The sequence below is a fragment of the Staphylococcus sp. HMSC14D10 genome (assembly GCF_001808125.1).
Taxonomy (GTDB): domain Bacteria; phylum Bacillota; class Bacilli; order Staphylococcales; family Staphylococcaceae; genus Staphylococcus; species Staphylococcus haemolyticus.
This window is the reverse complement of the sequence record NZ_KV792239.1, coordinates 1-18,569: the sequence shown is the minus strand read 5'-3', so window position 1 is coordinate 18,569 and position 18,569 is coordinate 1. Positions and strand designations below refer to the sequence as shown.

21 protein-coding genes are annotated in these 18,569 nt (G+C 31.6%); 15 read left to right on the top strand and 6 right to left on the bottom strand.

The genetic code is table 11. The features are described from left to right. Positions 1-116 precede the first annotated feature (116 nt). The 4 genes from HMPREF3134_RS03065 (at position 117) to HMPREF3134_RS03050 (ending at position 3,877) form a co-directional block, all read left to right on the top strand. Positions 117-1,307 carry a glycine C-acetyltransferase gene (locus HMPREF3134_RS03065; RefSeq protein ID WP_033079549.1) on the top strand — a complete coding sequence of 397 codons (1,191 nt, stop codon included), beginning with the start codon at positions 117-119 and terminating at the stop codon, positions 1,305-1,307. 212 nt (positions 1,308-1,519) lie between these two features. Next, complete coding sequence (locus HMPREF3134_RS03060; protein WP_070440602.1) at positions 1,520-2,026, top strand: GNAT family N-acetyltransferase; 507 nt, start codon at positions 1,520-1,522, stop codon at positions 2,024-2,026. An 11-nt stretch (positions 2,027-2,037) separates the two neighbouring features. Continuing rightward, complete coding sequence (locus HMPREF3134_RS03055; RefSeq protein ID WP_070440599.1) at positions 2,038-2,457, top strand: NUDIX hydrolase; 420 nt, start codon at positions 2,038-2,040, stop codon at positions 2,455-2,457. Between the two features lie 460 nt (positions 2,458-2,917). Next, on the top strand, positions 2,918-3,877 hold the full coding sequence (locus HMPREF3134_RS03050; protein WP_070440596.1) for an ornithine cyclodeaminase family protein: 960 nt from the start codon (positions 2,918-2,920) through the stop codon (positions 3,875-3,877). A 198-nt stretch (positions 3,878-4,075) separates the two neighbouring features. Here HMPREF3134_RS03050 and HMPREF3134_RS03045 read toward each other — a convergent pair whose 3' ends face one another. Then, positions 4,076-6,979, bottom strand: coding sequence for a 5'-nucleotidase C-terminal domain-containing protein (locus HMPREF3134_RS03045; RefSeq protein WP_070440593.1), 2,904 nt, complete (start codon positions 6,977-6,979; stop codon positions 4,076-4,078). Positions 6,980-7,267: 288 nt separating this feature from the next. Between HMPREF3134_RS03045 and HMPREF3134_RS03040 the strand changes: the two genes are divergently transcribed. The 4 genes from HMPREF3134_RS03040 to HMPREF3134_RS03025 all read left to right on the top strand — a co-directional run bounded on the left by HMPREF3134_RS03040 (position 7,268) and on the right by HMPREF3134_RS03025 (position 10,291). Continuing rightward, positions 7,268-8,224 carry an L-threonine 3-dehydrogenase gene (locus tag HMPREF3134_RS03040; RefSeq protein ID WP_033079552.1) on the top strand — a complete coding sequence of 319 codons (957 nt, stop codon included), beginning with the start codon at positions 7,268-7,270 and terminating at the stop codon, positions 8,222-8,224. 243 nt (positions 8,225-8,467) lie between these two features. Continuing rightward, positions 8,468-9,544: a branched-chain amino acid aminotransferase gene (locus tag HMPREF3134_RS03035; RefSeq protein ID WP_070440590.1), complete on the top strand. Its 1,077-nt coding sequence runs from the start codon at positions 8,468-8,470 to the stop codon at positions 9,542-9,544. A gap of 197 nt (positions 9,545-9,741) precedes the next feature. Then, positions 9,742-9,999: a hypothetical protein gene (locus HMPREF3134_RS03030; protein WP_037559489.1), complete on the top strand. Its 258-nt coding sequence runs from the start codon at positions 9,742-9,744 to the stop codon at positions 9,997-9,999. A gap of 19 nt (positions 10,000-10,018) precedes the next feature. Beyond that, a complete protein-coding gene (locus tag HMPREF3134_RS03025) occupies positions 10,019-10,291 on the top strand; it encodes a hypothetical protein (RefSeq protein WP_011276699.1) in 273 nt (90 codons plus the stop codon). Positions 10,292-11,164: 873 nt separating this feature from the next. Here HMPREF3134_RS03025 and HMPREF3134_RS03015 read toward each other — a convergent pair. From HMPREF3134_RS03015 to HMPREF3134_RS12160, 3 genes are all read right to left on the bottom strand, one after another. Beyond that, entirely contained in the window at positions 11,165-11,581 is a 417-nt protein-coding gene (locus HMPREF3134_RS03015; RefSeq protein WP_033079556.1) for a VOC family protein, read from the bottom strand. A gap of 263 nt (positions 11,582-11,844) precedes the next feature. Further along, positions 11,845-12,021 carry a hypothetical protein gene (locus tag HMPREF3134_RS12165; protein ID WP_154391880.1) on the bottom strand — a complete coding sequence of 59 codons (177 nt, stop codon included), beginning with the start codon at positions 12,019-12,021 and terminating at the stop codon, positions 11,845-11,847. Between the two features lie 66 nt (positions 12,022-12,087). After that, entirely contained in the window at positions 12,088-12,231 is a 144-nt protein-coding gene (locus HMPREF3134_RS12160) for a hypothetical protein (protein WP_176744125.1), read from the bottom strand. Positions 12,232-12,509: 278 nt separating this feature from the next. On the opposite strand from HMPREF3134_RS12160, the gene HMPREF3134_RS03005 reads away from it, so the two are divergent. The 3 genes from HMPREF3134_RS03005 (at position 12,510) to HMPREF3134_RS02995 (ending at position 14,492) form a co-directional block, all read left to right on the top strand. Further along, positions 12,510-12,854: a helix-turn-helix domain-containing protein gene (locus HMPREF3134_RS03005; protein ID WP_141761144.1), complete on the top strand. Its 345-nt coding sequence runs from the start codon at positions 12,510-12,512 to the stop codon at positions 12,852-12,854. 417 nt (positions 12,855-13,271) lie between these two features. Further along, the gene (locus HMPREF3134_RS03000; RefSeq protein WP_046464904.1) at positions 13,272-13,691 is read left to right on the top strand and encodes a GNAT family N-acetyltransferase; all 420 of its coding nucleotides are present in this window, start codon (positions 13,272-13,274) and stop codon (positions 13,689-13,691) included. 99 nt (positions 13,692-13,790) lie between these two features. Then, the gene (locus HMPREF3134_RS02995) at positions 13,791-14,492 is read left to right on the top strand and encodes an HAD family hydrolase (RefSeq protein ID WP_046464905.1); all 702 of its coding nucleotides are present in this window, start codon (positions 13,791-13,793) and stop codon (positions 14,490-14,492) included. A 58-nt stretch (positions 14,493-14,550) separates the two neighbouring features. Here the strand turns inward: HMPREF3134_RS02995 and HMPREF3134_RS02990 are convergent, their stop codons facing one another. Together HMPREF3134_RS02990 and HMPREF3134_RS02985 are read right to left on the bottom strand one after the other, a co-directional pair. Beyond that, on the bottom strand, positions 14,551-15,213 hold the full coding sequence (locus HMPREF3134_RS02990; RefSeq protein ID WP_046464906.1) for a deoxynucleoside kinase: 663 nt from the start codon (positions 15,211-15,213) through the stop codon (positions 14,551-14,553). Further along, on the bottom strand, positions 15,206-15,823 hold the full coding sequence (locus tag HMPREF3134_RS02985; protein ID WP_011276689.1) for a deoxynucleoside kinase: 618 nt from the start codon (positions 15,821-15,823) through the stop codon (positions 15,206-15,208). The genes HMPREF3134_RS02990 and HMPREF3134_RS02985 overlap by 8 nt, the downstream gene beginning before the upstream one ends. 63 nt (positions 15,824-15,886) lie before the next feature. Here HMPREF3134_RS02985 and tadA point away from each other — a divergent pair, with 63 nt between their 5' ends. The 4 genes from tadA to HMPREF3134_RS11930 all read left to right on the top strand — a co-directional run. Continuing rightward, a complete protein-coding gene (gene tadA, locus HMPREF3134_RS02980; protein ID WP_046464907.1) occupies positions 15,887-16,360 on the top strand; it encodes a tRNA adenosine(34) deaminase TadA in 474 nt (157 codons plus the stop codon). Between the two features lie 136 nt (positions 16,361-16,496). Then, positions 16,497-17,363 carry an HAD family hydrolase gene (locus tag HMPREF3134_RS02975; protein ID WP_046464908.1) on the top strand — a complete coding sequence of 289 codons (867 nt, stop codon included), beginning with the start codon at positions 16,497-16,499 and terminating at the stop codon, positions 17,361-17,363. 27 nt (positions 17,364-17,390) lie between these two features. Beyond that, complete coding sequence (locus HMPREF3134_RS02970) at positions 17,391-17,957, top strand: NADPH-dependent FMN reductase (RefSeq protein ID WP_002455716.1); 567 nt, start codon at positions 17,391-17,393, stop codon at positions 17,955-17,957. A gap of 314 nt (positions 17,958-18,271) precedes the next feature. After that, on the top strand, positions 18,272-18,569 hold a 298-nt coding region (locus tag HMPREF3134_RS11930), incomplete at its 3' end, for a YSIRK-type signal peptide-containing protein (protein ID WP_083302362.1).

The following is an 18,569-nucleotide window of genomic DNA, read 5'->3' as shown; positions in this document are numbered from 1 at the left end:
GTACATGAGGTGAAGAATATGCAATATATTGAATTTATTGGAATGATAGTGCTTTCATGTTGAAGGAAAATCAGTTATGATTATGTTGATATAAAAAATACAAAGGGGATATGAATATGGTTCAATCACTACACAATTTCTTAGAAGAAAATATTCAATATTTAAAAGATAATGGATTATATAACGAAATCGATTCTATCGAAGGTGCTAATGGTCCAGAAATCACAATCAATGGGAAACAATATATTAACTTATCATCAAACAACTACTTAGGACTAGCGACAAATGAAGATTTAAAATCTGCTGCTAAACATGCTATCGATTCACACGGTGTTGGTGCTGGTGCCGTACGTTCAATCAACGGTACATTAGACCTACACGATGAATTAGAAGAGACTTTAGCTAAATTCAAAGGTACTGAAGCAGCTATCGCTTATCAATCAGGTTTCAACTGTAACATGGCAGCTATTTCAGCAGTAATGAACAAAAACGATGCGATTCTTTCAGATGAATTAAACCATGCTTCAATTATTGATGGTTGTCGTCTATCTAAAGCTAAAATCATCCGTGTTAACCACTCTGATATGGATGACTTAAGAGCTAAAGCAAAAGAAGCTGTAGAATCTGGTCAATATAATAAAGTAATGTACATTACTGATGGTGTATTCAGTATGGATGGAGATGTTGCTAAATTACCAGAAATAGTTGAAATTGCTGAAGAATTCGGTTTGATTACTTATGTTGATGATGCACATGGTTCAGGCGTTATGGGTAAAGGTGCAGGTACGGTTAAACATTTTGGCCTACAAGATAAAATTGACTTCCAAATCGGTACACTTTCTAAAGCTATCGGTGTAGTTGGCGGTTACGTAGCAGGAACTAAAGAATTAATTGATTGGTTAAAAGCTCAATCACGTCCATTCTTATTCTCAACTTCTTTAGCACCTGGAGATACAAAAGCAATTACAGAAGCTGTGAAAAAATTAATGGCTTCTACTGAATTACACGATCAATTATGGGATAACGCTAAATATTTAAAAGATGGCTTAGAAAAACTTGGATTCAATACTGGTGAATCAGAAACACCAATTACACCAGTTATTATTGGTGATGAAAAAGAAACTCAAGAATTTAGTAAACGTCTTAAAGATGAAGGCGTGTATGTAAAATCTATCGTATTCCCAACAGTACCTCGTGGTACAGGTCGTGTAAGAAACATGCCTACAGCAGCACATACAAAAGAAATGTTAGATAAAGCAATTGCTGCTTATGAAAAAGTTGGTAAAGAATTAGGTACTATTAAATAAATTAAAATAGAAGATAGAATTTTTAGACTGGGATGATATTCATTGTCCCAGTCTTTTTATTGTGACAAAAAGCTGATTTTGAAATTTATGCTTTGTTTTTATGTGAGGAACAGATTAGTATTTTGGTAAAATTGATTTATAACAAATAATTTTAAAATATGAAGTGAGAAACTAAAACAATATAAGCTTATAGTGCAGAAGGAGGGATACTCGTGTTACGTTTAAGACAATTGAGTTATGCAGATAAAGATGCTTTAACGAAGTACCTCCAAGAATGGTATGTGAATGATGAACCAATAGTGCCTTCAAACACAGACATGTCAAGGTATGAATCATTTGAGAGTATGGTAGACTATCTAAATAGTACTGAAGTTGATGACGGCTGGGTACCGACGACAACATTATTTTGTTTCGAGGATGAGGTGATTGTTGGTGCAGTCGATATTCGTCATTACTTGAATCAACGCTTAGTAAATATAGGTGGTCATGTAGGTTACGGAGTGTGTAGGTCACGTAGAGGACAAGGTATTGCTTCGTTGATGCTGAAAGAGGCTAAAGCTTTTCTAAAAGAAATAGGCGTAGATAAAGTGTTAATGACTACAAATCCCAAAAACGTTGCCTCTCAAAAAGTGATCAAACATAGTGGTGGTTATGAAATTGAATCTTACGTTAAAAAGAATGGAAATTTGGTCAGTCGATTTGAAATTCCTAATGAATGAAGGTTAGATGAATGAAGGATTTAAAAGTAGTATATGCATTGATACAAAATGAAGAGGAGAACGTGTTATTAGTTTATAATACGGATGGTGGCGGATGGTCATTACCAGGTGGCAAAGTTGAATACGGTGAAACTTTAGTTGAAGCGCTAAATCGGGAAGTTAGAGAAGAAACAGGATTATTAGTTGAAGTTAACGACATAGTAAGTGTTAATGAGGGTAAATCGACACAAATGAATGTTCATACACTTTTTTTCATGTTCAAAGCACAGGTTCAGGATTATACAACAGACATACAAATGAAAGATGAAATTTCGACATTAGGTTGGTTCTCGATTCCAGAAGCTGATGAAAAGTTAATCTATTATCATCATAGTTTGAATGCGTTTTTAAATAATAAGGCTACTTATTATGATGAGGGTTTCGTGGATTGAAATGTGAAAAAGAGGATGAGCCAAATATAATATTTTAATCATTCAGAGTACATTTGCAGAAGCTAACTCAACTGAAAAGACACTTAAATCAAGCACATCAAAATTTTTAGTACATTTAAGAGTGAAATCTAGCTAAAAAATTTAAAAGATTAATGAATAATGCAAATTAGAGTGGCACAACGATTTCGTCGTGCCACTCTAGGCGTCAAAAGTTTATAAATAGTTTCATAATAAGCATGAAATCTCAAGGCTACACTTCTGTGCAAGCCTTTTATTTATAGTAATAAGATAGCACCATTAACATATAAGCACAATACTAAATTAATACTTTAATCAAATTAACTTAACATATACATATTTTTGAAATAATGGTATTGATAATGCCATGTAACAATGACAATTTGGTGTTTTGACGGGTAAAAGATAAATAGATATTAAATATAAAGTGGAGGTATCAGACATGTTAGTTTTGAATGAACAAGACCAGCAATCATTATTAGACATGAAAAAAGTTATTGATGAAGTTGCGAATTCATTAAAGGCATTTTCAGGAGGGAAGACAGACACACCGTTAAGGTATGTCTTACCGTTTAATGAAGGTAATAGATATTTAGTTATGCCAGCATTATCTGATGATCTTAAAGTGGTTGGTATTAAAACAGTTACATTTGCGCCAGATAATCCTAAAAAAGACAAAAAGACAATTACAGGATCAGTGTTATTAAGTGATTATGAAACTGGGGAAACATTAGCTGTATTAGATGGTAGTTATTTAACTAAGATTCGTACAGGTGCTATCTCTGGAGTAGCAACTAAATACTTGGCACGTGAAGATGCTAAAACACTATGTGTTATTGGTTCTGGTGATCAAGCACAAGGACTAATTGCTGCAGTAATGGCAGTTAGAAATATCGATACAATTCACTTTTCGAGTCGTACTAAGGAAAATGCAGAACATTTAGCTCAAGAAGTAGCTAATAATTATAATGTATCGACAAAAGTCTTTGAAGAAGCGGATGATGCGATGGAAGAGGCTGATGTTGTTGTAACTGCGACAAATTCTAATCATCCGGTATATTCACATTCATTACATCCCGGCGTTCATTTAAACGCAGTAGGCTCATTTAAACCAGATATGCAGGAATTACCATCAGAGTCTATGTTAGTAGCGAATAAAATTGTCGTTGAATCAGTAGAAGCAGCGATGGAAGAAACTGGTGATTTAAAGGTACCTCAAGAAGAAGGAATTATAACGAAAGATTCATTACATGGTGAACTAGGGGACATCGTAGCCGGTAAAGTTTCAGGGCGTGAAGATAATAAGGAAGTAACGCTATTTAAATCAGTAGGGTTAGCAATTGTAGATATCGTTGTTGCTAATTATTTCTATAAAAAAGCAGTAGCAAATAAAGAAGTATAATGCTGAAGTAGCTTTAATATTGTGAGGAAATTGCGAGTGTAAGTATGTAATTTTAAATAAATAGACTGCCGGACCACTAAAAATTAAAGTATTCACATTAAAGAACTTACTGTGTTTATCTGCACATTTTCAAAATTATGAATAAACCGTGTAAATGACATATTGTTAACTGTCATCTACACGGTTTTAAATTTGAAATTATGCTGATTTTTTACGAGTTCGGATGTAAATTAATCCTGTTCCTGCTACTACTAATATAATAGCGATACCATGTTCTAAACTGTCATCTTTCAAACCTGCATTTGGTAATGATGTGATGGCGTCATGTTCTTGTGTAAACATAAGATTTGAATTTTTAGAAGCATTACTATTAGTAGTTATTAGTGTCTCATTATAAAAATTATCTTTAGGATTCATTTGAACTGGGAATTTAATGACATCTTTACAATGTTGTGAATGACTTGCATTACCAGTCAATTGGTCTCGTGTTCCTTTGTTGTTATTAGAAATACTCACTAAGTTTGAAGTAGGGTGATGTTCGATTGCATTTCCTTTTATGTTGTTAGTATGCATCTTGTCGGTAGCGCTTGGAATGACAATATTATCATCAGTGCTATTATGAGTTTGATTATTGTTAGCTGGGATTTCAATTACGTTGTCATTATCTTTTTGATGGTCTTTATTAGGGAATTCAATGACATTATCTTTATTAGAAGAATCAGCTTGTTTATCGTCTTTAGTATTGTCATCATTATCATTAATATGACCGGTATTGTCTTTGTCATCATTGTTTGAATCTGGTGTTTGTTGTTGGCTATCTTGTCCATTAGTTGAATGATTATTATCATTATCTTCTTTACCAGTATTTGGTTGTTCATTACTTTCCGGTAGACCATTAATGATACGTACAGGTTCTTCGGTATTGTATTGATTTAAATCTGTATTCTTAATATATTGAGCGACAACTGCATCTAAAGAAATGCCTTCCTCACGTTGTCCACCAAACATATCATAGCCATCTCCTTGATTAGCTGTGAAGTCATTGGTAGTTACATAGTAAGTACGGTTAGGATCTAGATCTTCATATTCTCCATTCTCTTTATTCAGTACCTTGATTGCATTAATGCGTTGGCCAGATGCTTTATTGATATCATAATACACTCTGAGTGAGTCAGATACTTGTAAGAATCCTCCATTTGCACCTAAGACCTTCTTACCGTCATGAGTTTCAGTATCAGCACTTAAACTGTGTTCAAATGCTTTTTCAACATCTGAACCTTTCACTTGAATTTGAGAAATTAAATTACCGAATGGTAACACTGTTATGATGTCATTTTCAGTAACCTCACCTTTTTCAATTGAAGCTCGAATACCACCACCGTTAGTGATTGCGAAATCAGGATGATGTGAGAAATTCTTAGAGGCATATGCTTCCATAGCATCCGTAATTAGGTTACCTAGGTTTGTTTCTTGCGTGCGCGCTTGAGCACGTTCACCATTTAACGTCACTGTATTATTAGGTATAACAACTGTTGATGTTTCTTTTAAGAAGTCGTCATTTGCCTTTTTAGTTTGTGCATCAATTTGTGAGTCAGGTGTGATTTCTTTGGCGTCCGCTACATTGATTAATGATGCTTTGATATCAGACGCTTTTTGATTTTGAAAAGTAAAATCCACACGTCCTACATTTGCTAGTGCAGTACCAGTTTGAGCGAGTAGATTATTGGTACCATAATGTTCACCGTTATCAATCACGGTATGTGAGTGACCATCTAATACGAAGATAGGTTGTTTAAATGAAGCGTCTTTCGTAAGTTGATCAATTAAATAATCACCACGCCAAGTTTTTTGCGTCGATTTATCTACACCTAAGTGCGATAAGATAACGAATACATCGACATTGTTTTTAATCTCATTCATGGCTTGTTTGACACTAGTTAATGGGTCTTTAAATTCAACACCTTCAACAGCAGTAGGCGACGTTTTAGTTTTTGTTTCAGGTGTCGTGACACCTACGATACCATAACGGACATTGTTTTTAGTTACTGTAGTTGAAGAATCAAATACGCGTTTACCATTTTTGTAGATGTTAGAAGAAACAATAGGGAAGTTTAATTGTTTCTGCAATTTAAGTAATTGATCATAACCAAAGTCAAATTCATGGTTTCCGACAGTCATTGCATCATAGCCAACACTATTCATAGCTTTGGCCATTTCTTCTCCCTTTGAATTGTTAGAAACAGGTAAACCTTGAAAAGCATCTCCTGAATCCACCATTAAATCCGGATTATATTTGTCTTTAAGACCTTTTACTTTAGCCATACCGATGACTCTCCCATCATCCTCTACAAATCGGCCATGAATATCATTTGTATGTAAAATTGTATGTTCATTTGTGTTGTTAGAAGTAGTTGCCATTCTTTTGTTGACAGTCACATGTTGAGATTTCGGTGCTACTTGTTCTGATGTAGTATTGCTATTTTTAGATACTTGCTTTGAAGCAGGTGTAGATTGTTGTGATTCTGGAACATTACGCTTTTGCTGTTGTTGAGTTGATTCTTGAGGTGTTTGTTTAACTTTAGTGGAAGTAGATTCTTTTGTAGTTTCTACTTGCTTAGACTTGCTTTGCTCCGACGTCGAAGGAGAAGGTTTCACCTCCGTATCATGGGATTGCGATGTATTATTTTCATTTGAAGTGGATTCAGACGATGCTTTTTCTTGTGAAGATGTATTATTTTCGTTTGTAGCAGGTTCAGGTGTAGCTTTTTCTTGTGAAAAGGCAGAACCTTGAGATGAATTATTATGCTTCTCTGAAGTAGTGTTTTGTGTTGTAGACGTTTCAAAATTAAGATGTGAAGTTGTTTCAGACGAAGGTGTGGCTTGGTAATTATGTGAAACGTTGTTTGACTCAAGAGATAAAGGTTTATTAGTTGATTCAATGTTAGCTGATAATGCTTCTTTTGAAGCAGATTGTGGTACTTCTGCGGTAGCTGTTGTGTTAGTAGCTTGTGTTGACTGTGATTCAGCTGCATAAGAGGTACCAGTGGTAATACCAAATACGATAAAACATAAAACTAAAAGTGGAATAAGATATCGCTTCATATTTGCCTCCTTTATTAGATGAAATTTACATTCTCATATTAGCATAAGTCGCAAAGCCTTAAGCTTACTCATTAAATTATTTACAATAATTTTAAAAACAATTAATAAATATAACGTTATGAAGAGTATGTATCTCTGACTTTTCAAAAATAAAATGAATTTAAAAGAGTGTACTTTGTGAGTATACAAGAAAGCGCTTTTATATTATAATAAGCATGTAAATAGGGAGTATGTACACCCTAAAAGGACAATCATTCGTGGTAAACACACAAAGGGAGTTTTTTATTTATGGAAAGAATCGTAATTACAGGAGCACTTGGTCAAATTGGTACTGAGTTGGTATTAAAATGCAGAGAAATTTACGGAAATGACAATGTATTAGCTACGGATATTAGAGAGCCGGAAGAAGATTCACCAGTTAACAATGGTCCGTTTGAAGTATTAGATGTTACAAATCGTGAAGCTATGATGGCAATCGTTGAGAACTTTAAAGCAGATACGTTAATGCATATGGCTGCATTATTATCAGCGACTGCAGAGAAAAATCCTTTATTAGCATGGGATTTAAATATGGGCGGTCTAATGAACGCATTAGAAACAGCTAGAACGTATGAATTACATTTCTTCACACCAAGTTCAATTGGTGCATTTGGTGATTCAACGCCTAAGAAAGATACACCACAAAATACAATTCAACAACCTACTACAATGTATGGTGTGAACAAAGTTGCAGGTGAGTTATTATGCCAATACTATTTCACAAAATTTGGTGTCGATACGCGTAGTGTGAGATTCCCAGGACTTATCTCTCATGTTAAAGAACCAGGTGGCGGTACTACTGATTATGCTGTTGAAATTTATTTTGAAGCGGTTAGAAAAGGTCGTTACACAAGCTATATTGCTAAAGACACATACATGGATATGATGTATATGGATGATGCAATTGATGCAATTATTAAATTAATGGAAGCAGATAGCGACAAACTTGTAACACGTAATGGCTATAACTTAAGTGCTATGAGTTTTGAACCTGAGCAAATTAAAGCTGAAATCCAAAAACATTATCCTGACTTCGCATTAGATTATGAAGTAGATCCAGTACGTCAAGCAATTGCTGATAGCTGGCCAGATAATATTGATACAAGTTATTCTCGTAAAGAGTGGGGCTTTAACCCTAAATACGATTTAGCTGGTATGACTGAATTAATGTTAAAAGCAATTGAAGAAAAAGAACAAAATAAATAAAGTTTGACTGTCATACAAGTCATATAACACAGAACCTCAGACGAAATGTTTGAGGTTTTCTTTTTTATCCGAAATTAGTTAGTAACGGCCATTAAAAATTTACTAAAGTATGTTATTTTTAAAGAAAGGGTTTACATTTAGTATTTAGTTTGAATTTTTAGAAAATTCATTGAATCAACATTACGAGATTGCTATAATTTAATATACTATTACTAACTAAGATTTATTTAGGAGGCTTTCATCATGTCAGAAAAAGTTAAATTTGAACAACGCGACTCGCTTAAAGAAAAACCAGAAGGTAATTTAGGGTTCGGTCAATACTTTACAGATTATATGTTAAGTTTTGATTATGATGTAGATAAAGGTTGGCATGATTTAAAAATTGTTCCTTACGCACCATTTGAAGTTTCACCAGCTGCACAAGGTCTTCACTATGGACAAGCGGTATTTGAAGGTTTAAAAGCATACAAACATGAAGGAGAAGTTGTATTATTTAGACCAGACCAAAACTTCAAACGTATTAATGATTCATTAGCACGATTAGAAATGCCTAAAGTAGATGAAGAATTATTATTAGAAGGTTTAAAACAATTAGTAGACGTTGAACGTGATTGGGTACCTGAGGGAGAAGGACAATCATTATATATCCGTCCGTTTGTATTTGCGACTGAGGGCATTTTAGGAGTAAGAGCATCTCATCAATACAAATTATTAATCATTTTATCTCCATCAGGAGCATATTATGGCGGAGACACTTTAAAAACAACTAAAATTTACGTTGAAGATGAATATGTTCGTGCCGTACGTGGTGGTGTAGGGTTCGCTAAAGTAGCAGGTAACTATGCAGCAAGCTTATTAGCACAAACAAATGCTAATAATTTAGGCTATGATCAAGTATTATGGTTAGACGGTGTAGAACAAAAATATGTTGAAGAAGTTGGTAGTATGAACATCTTCTTCGTTGAAAATGGTAAATTAGTTACACCTGCTTTAAATGGAAGTATCTTACCAGGTATTACACGTAAATCAATCATTGAATTAGCTAAAGAGTTAGGCTATGAGGTTGAAGAACGTAAAGTGTCAATCGAGGAATTATTCGAAGCTTACGACAAAGGTGAATTGACTGAAGTATTCGGTTCAGGTACAGCAGCAGTTATTTCTCCAGTCGGTACATTAAAGTATGAAGATAGAGAAATCGTTATTAACAATAACGAGCCAGGAGAAATTACTAAAAAATTATACGACACATATACTGGCATCCAAAGTGGTAAATTAGAAGATACGCATGGTTGGCGAGTCGTAGTTCCAGAATATAAATAATTATTAGATATAAAGCTAGAAACGTTGATATGAAACGGTTTCTAGCTTTTTGTTTTATTGCGAAGGTCTAAATATATGATTGCTGATCTATTATTAGAAATAGATAGTAGGATGTCGAATGTATTAATCTATTTTTGATAAAATACAGATGAAACATTTATTTATAAATTAATAATTTGATTAAGGAGTACTAAATAGTGGCTCATATCATAATGCTGATTGTAACTATTATTTGCATTGTCCTTATTATATATAATTTAGTAAAAGATGGTCCCATTATCAATGTTTTTTTAATAGCAGTTATTCAATCGATAATTTTATTTTTAATACGTTATTTATGGATAAATCAATCTTGGAAAGATGCACTAAAACATTCTTTTGATTTATTAACGCTAATGGTTGTGTTTGTTTATTTAATATATAAAATATATAAGAGGAATAAAAAGAAGGAATAATAATTTTAGGAGGTTTTGAATGTTTTTAAAGAGAGAGAAAAAGTATAAAAAATATCAAGCAATATCTAAGAGTATATTAGGTTTTTCAGTACTTTTATTAATTTTGACTTGGTTATTGAATTTGGTGTTTGGATGGTCAATCCTACATCTATTTTTCAATATTTTTTCTTTTACTTTTATTCTAGGTTTGTGTATTGGCGCAATACCAGATATTTTAGAGAAAGACGTTAATACTATACTAGCCGATATACTCGTTATTATTTTAATGATAGTCGTATTATTTATATTATGATTTTATTAGATATAAACGAAAAAATTATATGAAATTAAATGATTTACCAATTGGATTTTCTTGATTTGAGATAATTAGAAATAATTATTTATCCCTTTTATTCTGTTTTTCTATTTTTCTATCAATAAAGAAAAATACTATAATGATAATCAAGTAAATAGTAAAGAAAATTGTCTTTCCATAAGGAATATGTAAGAATGCGTTGAAAATTATTGAAAATAAGTTGAATAAAACCAAACAAATAGTTAAGGCTGTTAGATATTTTTTCATTTTATTCCCTCCCACAATGTCATGTTAAGATTTCTAGTACTTAAAATCAATATTATGAAATGAGTTAAAGTAGTAGAGTTCGATATAATAAGAGCTATCAAATAACAAAGTAAATAATTAATTAGAAGGAAAAATGAAATTACCGTTTGTAGAACAAAACGTACTAGGAGATGTAACGTGTAAAAGATCAAGAGATAAAACTTTAGCAAAAAAAGGAAAAGAGAAGAAAAAAAGGTTAAATTGTTAGAGAGCATATATCAGATGTTACAAATAATAACTTAACTAAAATTGCTAAAAAAGTTTTTGATAAAAAATTGTTAAGAATACGTAGACCTAGTAATTATGACTAGTAAATATGAATTATAACTGATTATGCAAATTATACTAAAATAGGCTATGAAGAAATCTATCATCATAGATTTTTTATAGCCTTTTTTTATAAATATTTTAAGACTTTACAGCAAATTGGTAATAGCTGACTAAATTTAAAGATATGCTTATATCAAACTCTTCTCAATGATAATCACTCGTATGTTTAACAATTTTTCAGTATCCCCCTAATTAGCGAAAGTCTCATATAAATTAACTACATATATTAAAAAATTAAAAGTCCTTTGAAGTTTTTTTTATTAATTTTTTAAAATCTTTATCAGTTATATTTGAATGTGTAAGTGTTAATAAGTGACCGTCTAAGTCTTTTATAGTCATTTCTTTGGCGTTCCATGGTTTTTCTTCAAGTTGTTCCACAATAAATTGTGAAGATATATGTTTCTCTAAGTTATTAATATCTTTAACCAAAATATTCAAGTATGTTGCATTACCAACTTCGAAATTATCGCTAGAAATTAACATGATATCTTGATACTTCTCCAATCTCAGATGCTCCATTAAAACCTCATTTTTATCATTTCTAAATTTAAAAACACTGTTAAATCCTAGTGTTTTTTCATACCACTTCGCTGCTTTTTGAATGTCACTGACTAATAACTTATTAAACATTGGCATTTGATAATAATCCATTTCAAATCTTCCTCCATTTCTTTGGTATAACTAAAACATAATCTATTACGTAGCGTTAATGTCAATAATGATAGATGAAAATTAAAACTTTAGTAGAACTAACATATTAATATATAATCGCTCTTGAATTTTAACTAATACTAAATAAGATGGGGAAATAAATGATGCTAGCATGTATGAGTATATAGAAATACAAAAATAGTCTAAAAAATGCTAAAGAAACTCAATTAGATGGTTGTATAATTATCTAAAATAGTAATTTGCTATTTTCTATCCAAACGTTGACTAATATATCCTAATACAGAGCCAATAGCAAATAGTACTAAAATATAAATTAAATTTGATAATTGATTGTTTAAATCAAGCTTTGGCTGAACATAAAAAGTAGCAATGATCACTATTATTAAAAATAGAATACCTGCAATTAGTCTATATTTCATCGTAGAAACCTCTCATTTTTAGTAGTCGAATGATATACACTATATTTAAATAATACAGTTTTATAGCTATTTATCGTTATCGTCATCTTCTTCACGTTTTTTCTGCTTTGGTGCGAAGTGATGGATTGCAAATTGAAAAATGAAAATGTAAGTCCAAAAAAGTATAATTCCCCATACTTTTGAAAAAAGATGAATATTTGTTAACCACATAAAAATACAAAGTAGTATAATTGATCCAAAATATAACGTATTTAGAAGTAACCTCAATTTAGATTTTGACATATATTTTCCAACCCTTTATACAATTTCGAATTTTATAAATCATATTAAGTATCTTTATATACCATCTAAGATCACTAGTAATTTTAATATTGTTCATAAATAGAATAAGATAATAAAAAGTATTAATAAGCATAAAATGTTAATTTTATATAATTATTTTTTTACAGTTGTTTAATAAAGGTGAAATAACAAATTTCATTGATGATATGATGCAATTACTTATTGAAGGACAAAATAATATAATAGAAACGTTTGAAAATAATACAGAAATCATTAAAAGACTTGCACAGGCACTTGATCAACAAGGATTGAATAAATATGATTCAGATGTTCTCTTTATATTACTTCAAGATAAAATTTTTGGAAGTAAATATTCTAGAATTACTATTAAAGGAGTCAAAGATATCGCAGGATATTCAAGAAATAAAGTTAATGAGGTAATAAAAAAATATGAAAGCAAATTAATTAAGTTAAAAAGTAATCCTGTTGTTTACGAGGTGAAGGATAGTTACGTACAAAAATTGCTTTCTATGCAAAACAATATAAATTGAAATATATAAACATACAAATATGCATCGTTAATGGGCAATTACGCAATAAACGCCAAATTTATCCACAGGTGCTTACAATAAAAGTGTAATTTAAATATTAATGAAGGAGTGGAATCAAATGACAGACGTATTAGGTTTCATAAAAAAAGCGTTTGACTTTATTAGTAGCATTTTAGTACACGGTGAACCTAAATAAATATTTTTATAAAGAAAAATCACCCCGGTGTTAGATTAAAAGTCTAATTTTCGGGGTGAATTATTTATATCGGTTTTTAAATTACACAATCATAAATTTCACTCAATTAAATCAACGTAGGCAAATGATAAATGAAACGGTATTGGTTCGCGTATTTTTGAAACTTAAAAGATATTAAATAAGTTTGTATAATAAAATATAAAGATGATTGGGGGGATTGAATGAAATTTAAACTAATTACTTATTTCGATGAAAGCTATATTGATTCAATTTACGAAACATATCAATCAGTTGGTTGGTTAAAACATGATAAAGATAAGATACGAAAAATTTTCGAGAATAGTACGCACGTAGTCTTAGCAATTTATGATAATAAAGTCATTGGTTTTGCTAGAGCATTATCAGATGGTGTATTCAATGCAGCTATTTATGACTTAGTTGTTAATAAAAATTTTCAAAATAATCAAATTGGTATGCATATGTTTAAACACATTCTTAAGGAAATAGGGTCACTTTCATGTATCCATTTAATCTCAACTATCGATAATTTAGAATTTTATCAAAAGGCTGGATTTAAAAAATTGAAAACTGGTATGGTTATATATCAAGGTAAACGCCTACTAGATACATATACTGAATAATTGGAAGATGGAATAATAAATCGTGTTATTAAGTCTAAGATAAGAATTTGTATTACAATATAATGGTTAATAATCATAATTCACAGGAGTGCTATGTAAATGAAATGGATATTATTTGATAAAGACGGGACTTTAATAGAATTTGATAAGAGTTGGGAGAAAATTGGTATAAGATTAGTGGATAGTCTTTTAGAGGAATACCCAGTAGCTGATAAAGAAGTTGCACATCGCCAATTAGGTGTTCTTGATAATGCCATCGTTCCTGATTCTGTAATGGGGTCAGGGTCACTAGATGAAATGATTAAAGCTTTCAATAACGTTGTTGGTAAAGATGTCTCAACTTGGACACGTAATACGAGCCAGGAGCTTGTTGATACACGTGTGCCAGAGAACAACTGGATTGATGGTGTGTATGATATGATTCAATCTTTAAAAAAAGACGGCTATAAAATTGGAATTGTTACAAGTGATTCACGAAAAGGGGTATTGCAATTTCTTGAAGATACCAATTCTAAAGACGCTTTTGACTTAGTTATCTCTACAGAATCACATGCAGCGGAAAAGCCAAATCCAGCAGTATTAAATCCACTGTTTGATTCTTATGATGTCAAACCTGAAGATGTAGTTATAGTAGGAGACACTAATAACGACATGAAAACAAAGGTTAATGCTGAATTAGGTTTAGCAATTGGTGTGCTTACTGGTATAGCTAAAAAAGAAGAGTTAGTAGATGCTGATGTGATAATAGAGACAGCTGTGAGTGTGCCCGAAGTCTTAAAACAATATATTGAAAACAAATAAGATAAAAAATGTAAAAACGCTACACAAAGAGTTTGAAATGTGTAGCGTTTTGTTTATGTTAACGATTATCTACCTTGCGATAAGTATTAATTACATGAGCAATTTTATCAATAATTGGGTCTAAAGAGTCTGGGTTTTCATGAATATCATATTCGTTGATGTTAACGCGCACGACCGGACAGGCATTAAAGTTATTTATCCAGTCTTCATAACGTTTGAATAACTTTTGCCAATACTCAGGATCCGTATTAATTTCCATATCACGACCACGTGCTTTGATACGCTCAATTACTTCATTGTAGTCGCACTCAAGATAAATTAATACATCAGGTTTAGGGAAGTAAGGTGTCATTACCATTGCATTGAACAACCCAGAATATGTTTTAAAATCATCTTCATTCATAGTACCTTGTTCTTCGTGCATTTTCGCGAAAATATCAACATCTTCATAAATAGAGCGATCTTGAATGAATCCACCACCATATTCAAACATACGTTTTTGTTCTTTAAAACGTTCTGCTAAAAAGTAGATTTGTAAGTGGAAACTCCAACGTTCAAAGTCATCATAAAATTTATCTAGATAAGGATTATGATCTACGTTTTCAAAAGAGGTTTTAAAATTTAATTTGTCAGCTAAAGCCTGTGTCAATGTTGATTTCCCAACACCAACGGTACCAGCAATGGTGATTATTGCGTTTTGAGGTACTTTATAATTATTCATGTTCAATTGCTCCTATCATAGGTCTTATTTTTTCTAAAATTGATTGATAATCTGAGTCATTTTTAACAAAATCAATTTCACTTGTATTAATTAAGACGACATTCGCGCCTTCACTTTTCATGGCATTATAAAATGTTAAATAATCTTCTTTGAGATTCAATAAATAGTCATCCTCAATATGATGTTCAAAACTACGATTACGTTGAGCTATTCTTTGTTTCAGAACCTCCAAATCAGCATCTAAGAAAATAATCATGTTAGGCATTTCAAGATCTTCAGTTAAAATATCGAAAATGCGGTCAAATTTATCAAATTCATTATTACTCAACGTGTTACGAGCAAAAATTTTATTTTTATAAATATGATAATCGCTAACAACACCTTGAGTCATTTTAGCGATATCTTTTGCCTGTTTATATCGATTACAGAGGAAAAACATTTCTGTTTGAAAACTCCATTTAGAAATATCATCGTAGAAGTCAGATAAAAATGGATTTTCATCAATTATTTCTTTTTCTTCATAGTAATTTAATGTCTGGCTAAGCTTATGAGTTAGGGAAGATTTACCTACACCAATTGGGCCTTCAATTGCGATAAATGGTTTGTTCATAATCACATCTCCAAATGTTAAAATAGACAATGAGTATTGTATCATAAGTGAGGTATAACACACATGGCAAATGATGAATATTACATGAAATTAGCGATTGAAGAAGCTAAAAAAGCTCAAAAACTTGGAGAAGTTCCTATAGGCGCAATCATAGTTAAAAACAATGAAGTCATAGCGCGATCACATAATTTAAGAGAAACTGCACAGCTTCCGACTGCACATGCAGAACATATCGCTATTGAACGTGCTTCAAAAGTAGTTGGGAGTTGGCGTTTAGAAGAATGCAAATTATATGTGACACTTGAACCGTGCGTCATGTGTGCCGGTGCCATTGTAATGAGTAGAATTCCTAAAGTGGTATACGGCGCCACTGATCCTAAAGGTGGATGTAGTGGTAGCTTGATGAATCTATTAGAAGAATCTCAATTTAATCATAGAGCTGAAATTGTTAAAGGCGTACTTGAGCAAGAATGTGGTGATTTATTACGAAACTTCTTCCGTGAGCTACGGTTAAAGAAGTCTAAAGCGAACATGTAAGCGTACAAATTGAGCTATATTTGTTAAAATAATACACGTGAATTAAGTGTTCAAGTTGAGATTTTAAATTTTAACTTTAAGATGGTTTTTTCAAGATAAATAGCAATTAATTAAGAGAATGAAACGAGGTAACTGTATGATTAAATTAATAGCAACAGATATGGATGGCACATTGTTAAATGCTGCACATGAAATTTCTCAAGAAAATGTTGATGCAATAAAATTTGCACAATCACAAGGGATAACAGTTGCCATTGCGACAGGTCGTGCATTTTATGAAGCGAATACACCTGTAGCTGAGACAGATTTAAGCGTACCATATATTTGTTTAAATGGTGCGGAAGTACGTGATGAATCATTTAATATTATGAATACGTCTAATTTGAATCATGAATTAGTGGAACGCATTAAATCAATTCTAGATAAAGATGACGTATATTATCAAATTTATACTAATAGAGGTATTTATACAGAAGATCCAACACGTGATTTAGATATCTATTTAGATATTGCAAGAAATGCAGGCCAACAAGGTGATGTTGAAAAGATTAAAGCAGGGATTCAAAAACGTATAGATAACGGGACACTCAAAATTGTCGATAATTACAAGGATATTGAAGATATTCCGGGCGAACTGATAATGAAAGTACTGGCGTTTAATCCAGATCTTGAAAAAATTGAACGTATTGGAAAAGAATTATCGGCCATATCAAGTCTTGCTGTTTCATCATCATCACGTGGTAATTTAGAAATTACGCATTCAGATGCTCAAAAAGGAATTGCATTAGAAACTATTGCTAATCAACTTCATATTGACTTACAAGATGTTATGGCGTTAGGTGATAATTTAAACGATGTATCCATGCTTGAACGCGTAGGCTATCCTGTTGCGATGGACAATGCGATGCCCGAAGTGAAAGCTATAGCTAAATTGGTTACAGATACCAATGAACATAGTGGTGTAGGTAAAGCAATTATGAAAGTTTTAACTGAAGAGAAATAAATAATATTGAAGAGGTGTTAGAACGAAATGAAAGGACTTATCGTAGTAGGAAGTGCACAAGTAGGTTCACATACCAATGCACTAGCTAAATATTTAACAGGACAATTCGATAATCATGATGTCGACGTAGATATTTTTGATTTAGCTGAAAGACCATTAAATCAACTTGATTTTTCAGGAACAACACATTCAACAGAGGAAATTAAAGCGAATACAAAAGAGTTCCAAGATAAAGCGATGGAAGCGGATTTCCTAATTTTTGGTACGCCAAACTATCATGGTTCATACTCAGGCATTTTAAAAAATGCGTTAGATCACATTAATATGGATTATGTCAAAATGAAACCAGTGGGCTTAATTGGTAACAGTGGCGGTATCGTAAGTTCAGAACCACTCTCACATTTACGTGTCATTGTTCGTAGTTTATTAGGTATTGCTGTACCTACACAAATTGCAACACACGATTCGGACTATGCAAAATTAGAAGATGGCACACTGTATTTAAATGACGAAGAATTCCAATTACGCGCAAAATTATTTGTTGATCAAATTGTATCATTTGTAAATAACAGTCCGTACGAACATTTAAAATAAATTATAATAATGTAAAAAAATACATTTATAAAGGAAGAAACTAGTTTAAAGAGCGATAAGTATCGCTCTTTTTTTATTTAACGAGAAAGTTTGTATATCATTTGTAGATAATTATAACTTGTTTAAGTGAATTGACTTAAAAAGATTAAAAACACCTATCTATTGTATGACCCAATATTTATTTTTTTATTGTAAAATTTTTTAAAAGTATTGTGTTAAATGATAAAATGCACTATGCTAGAAGTGTATTTACATATAACATTATATGTAGTTTACATTTTAAATGTGAATAATTTAATTATTAGGAGGTAATTATGAGTAAAAGAAGACAAGGTCCTATTAACAAGAGATTGGATTTTATTTCTAATAAGTTAAATAAGTACTCCATAAGAAAATTCACTGTAGGAACAGCTTCAATATTAGTTGGTGCTACATTGATTTTTGGTCACGCTGACGATGAGGCAAAAGCAGCTGAAGAAAATCATATGGAAAATACTTCTCTAAATAGTATAGAGAATGATAACGACAAAAATAATCAAAAAATTGACTCATCTAATGAAACTGCTACAACATCAACAGAAGAAAATACAGAAGAAGTAACAACAAAAGAAG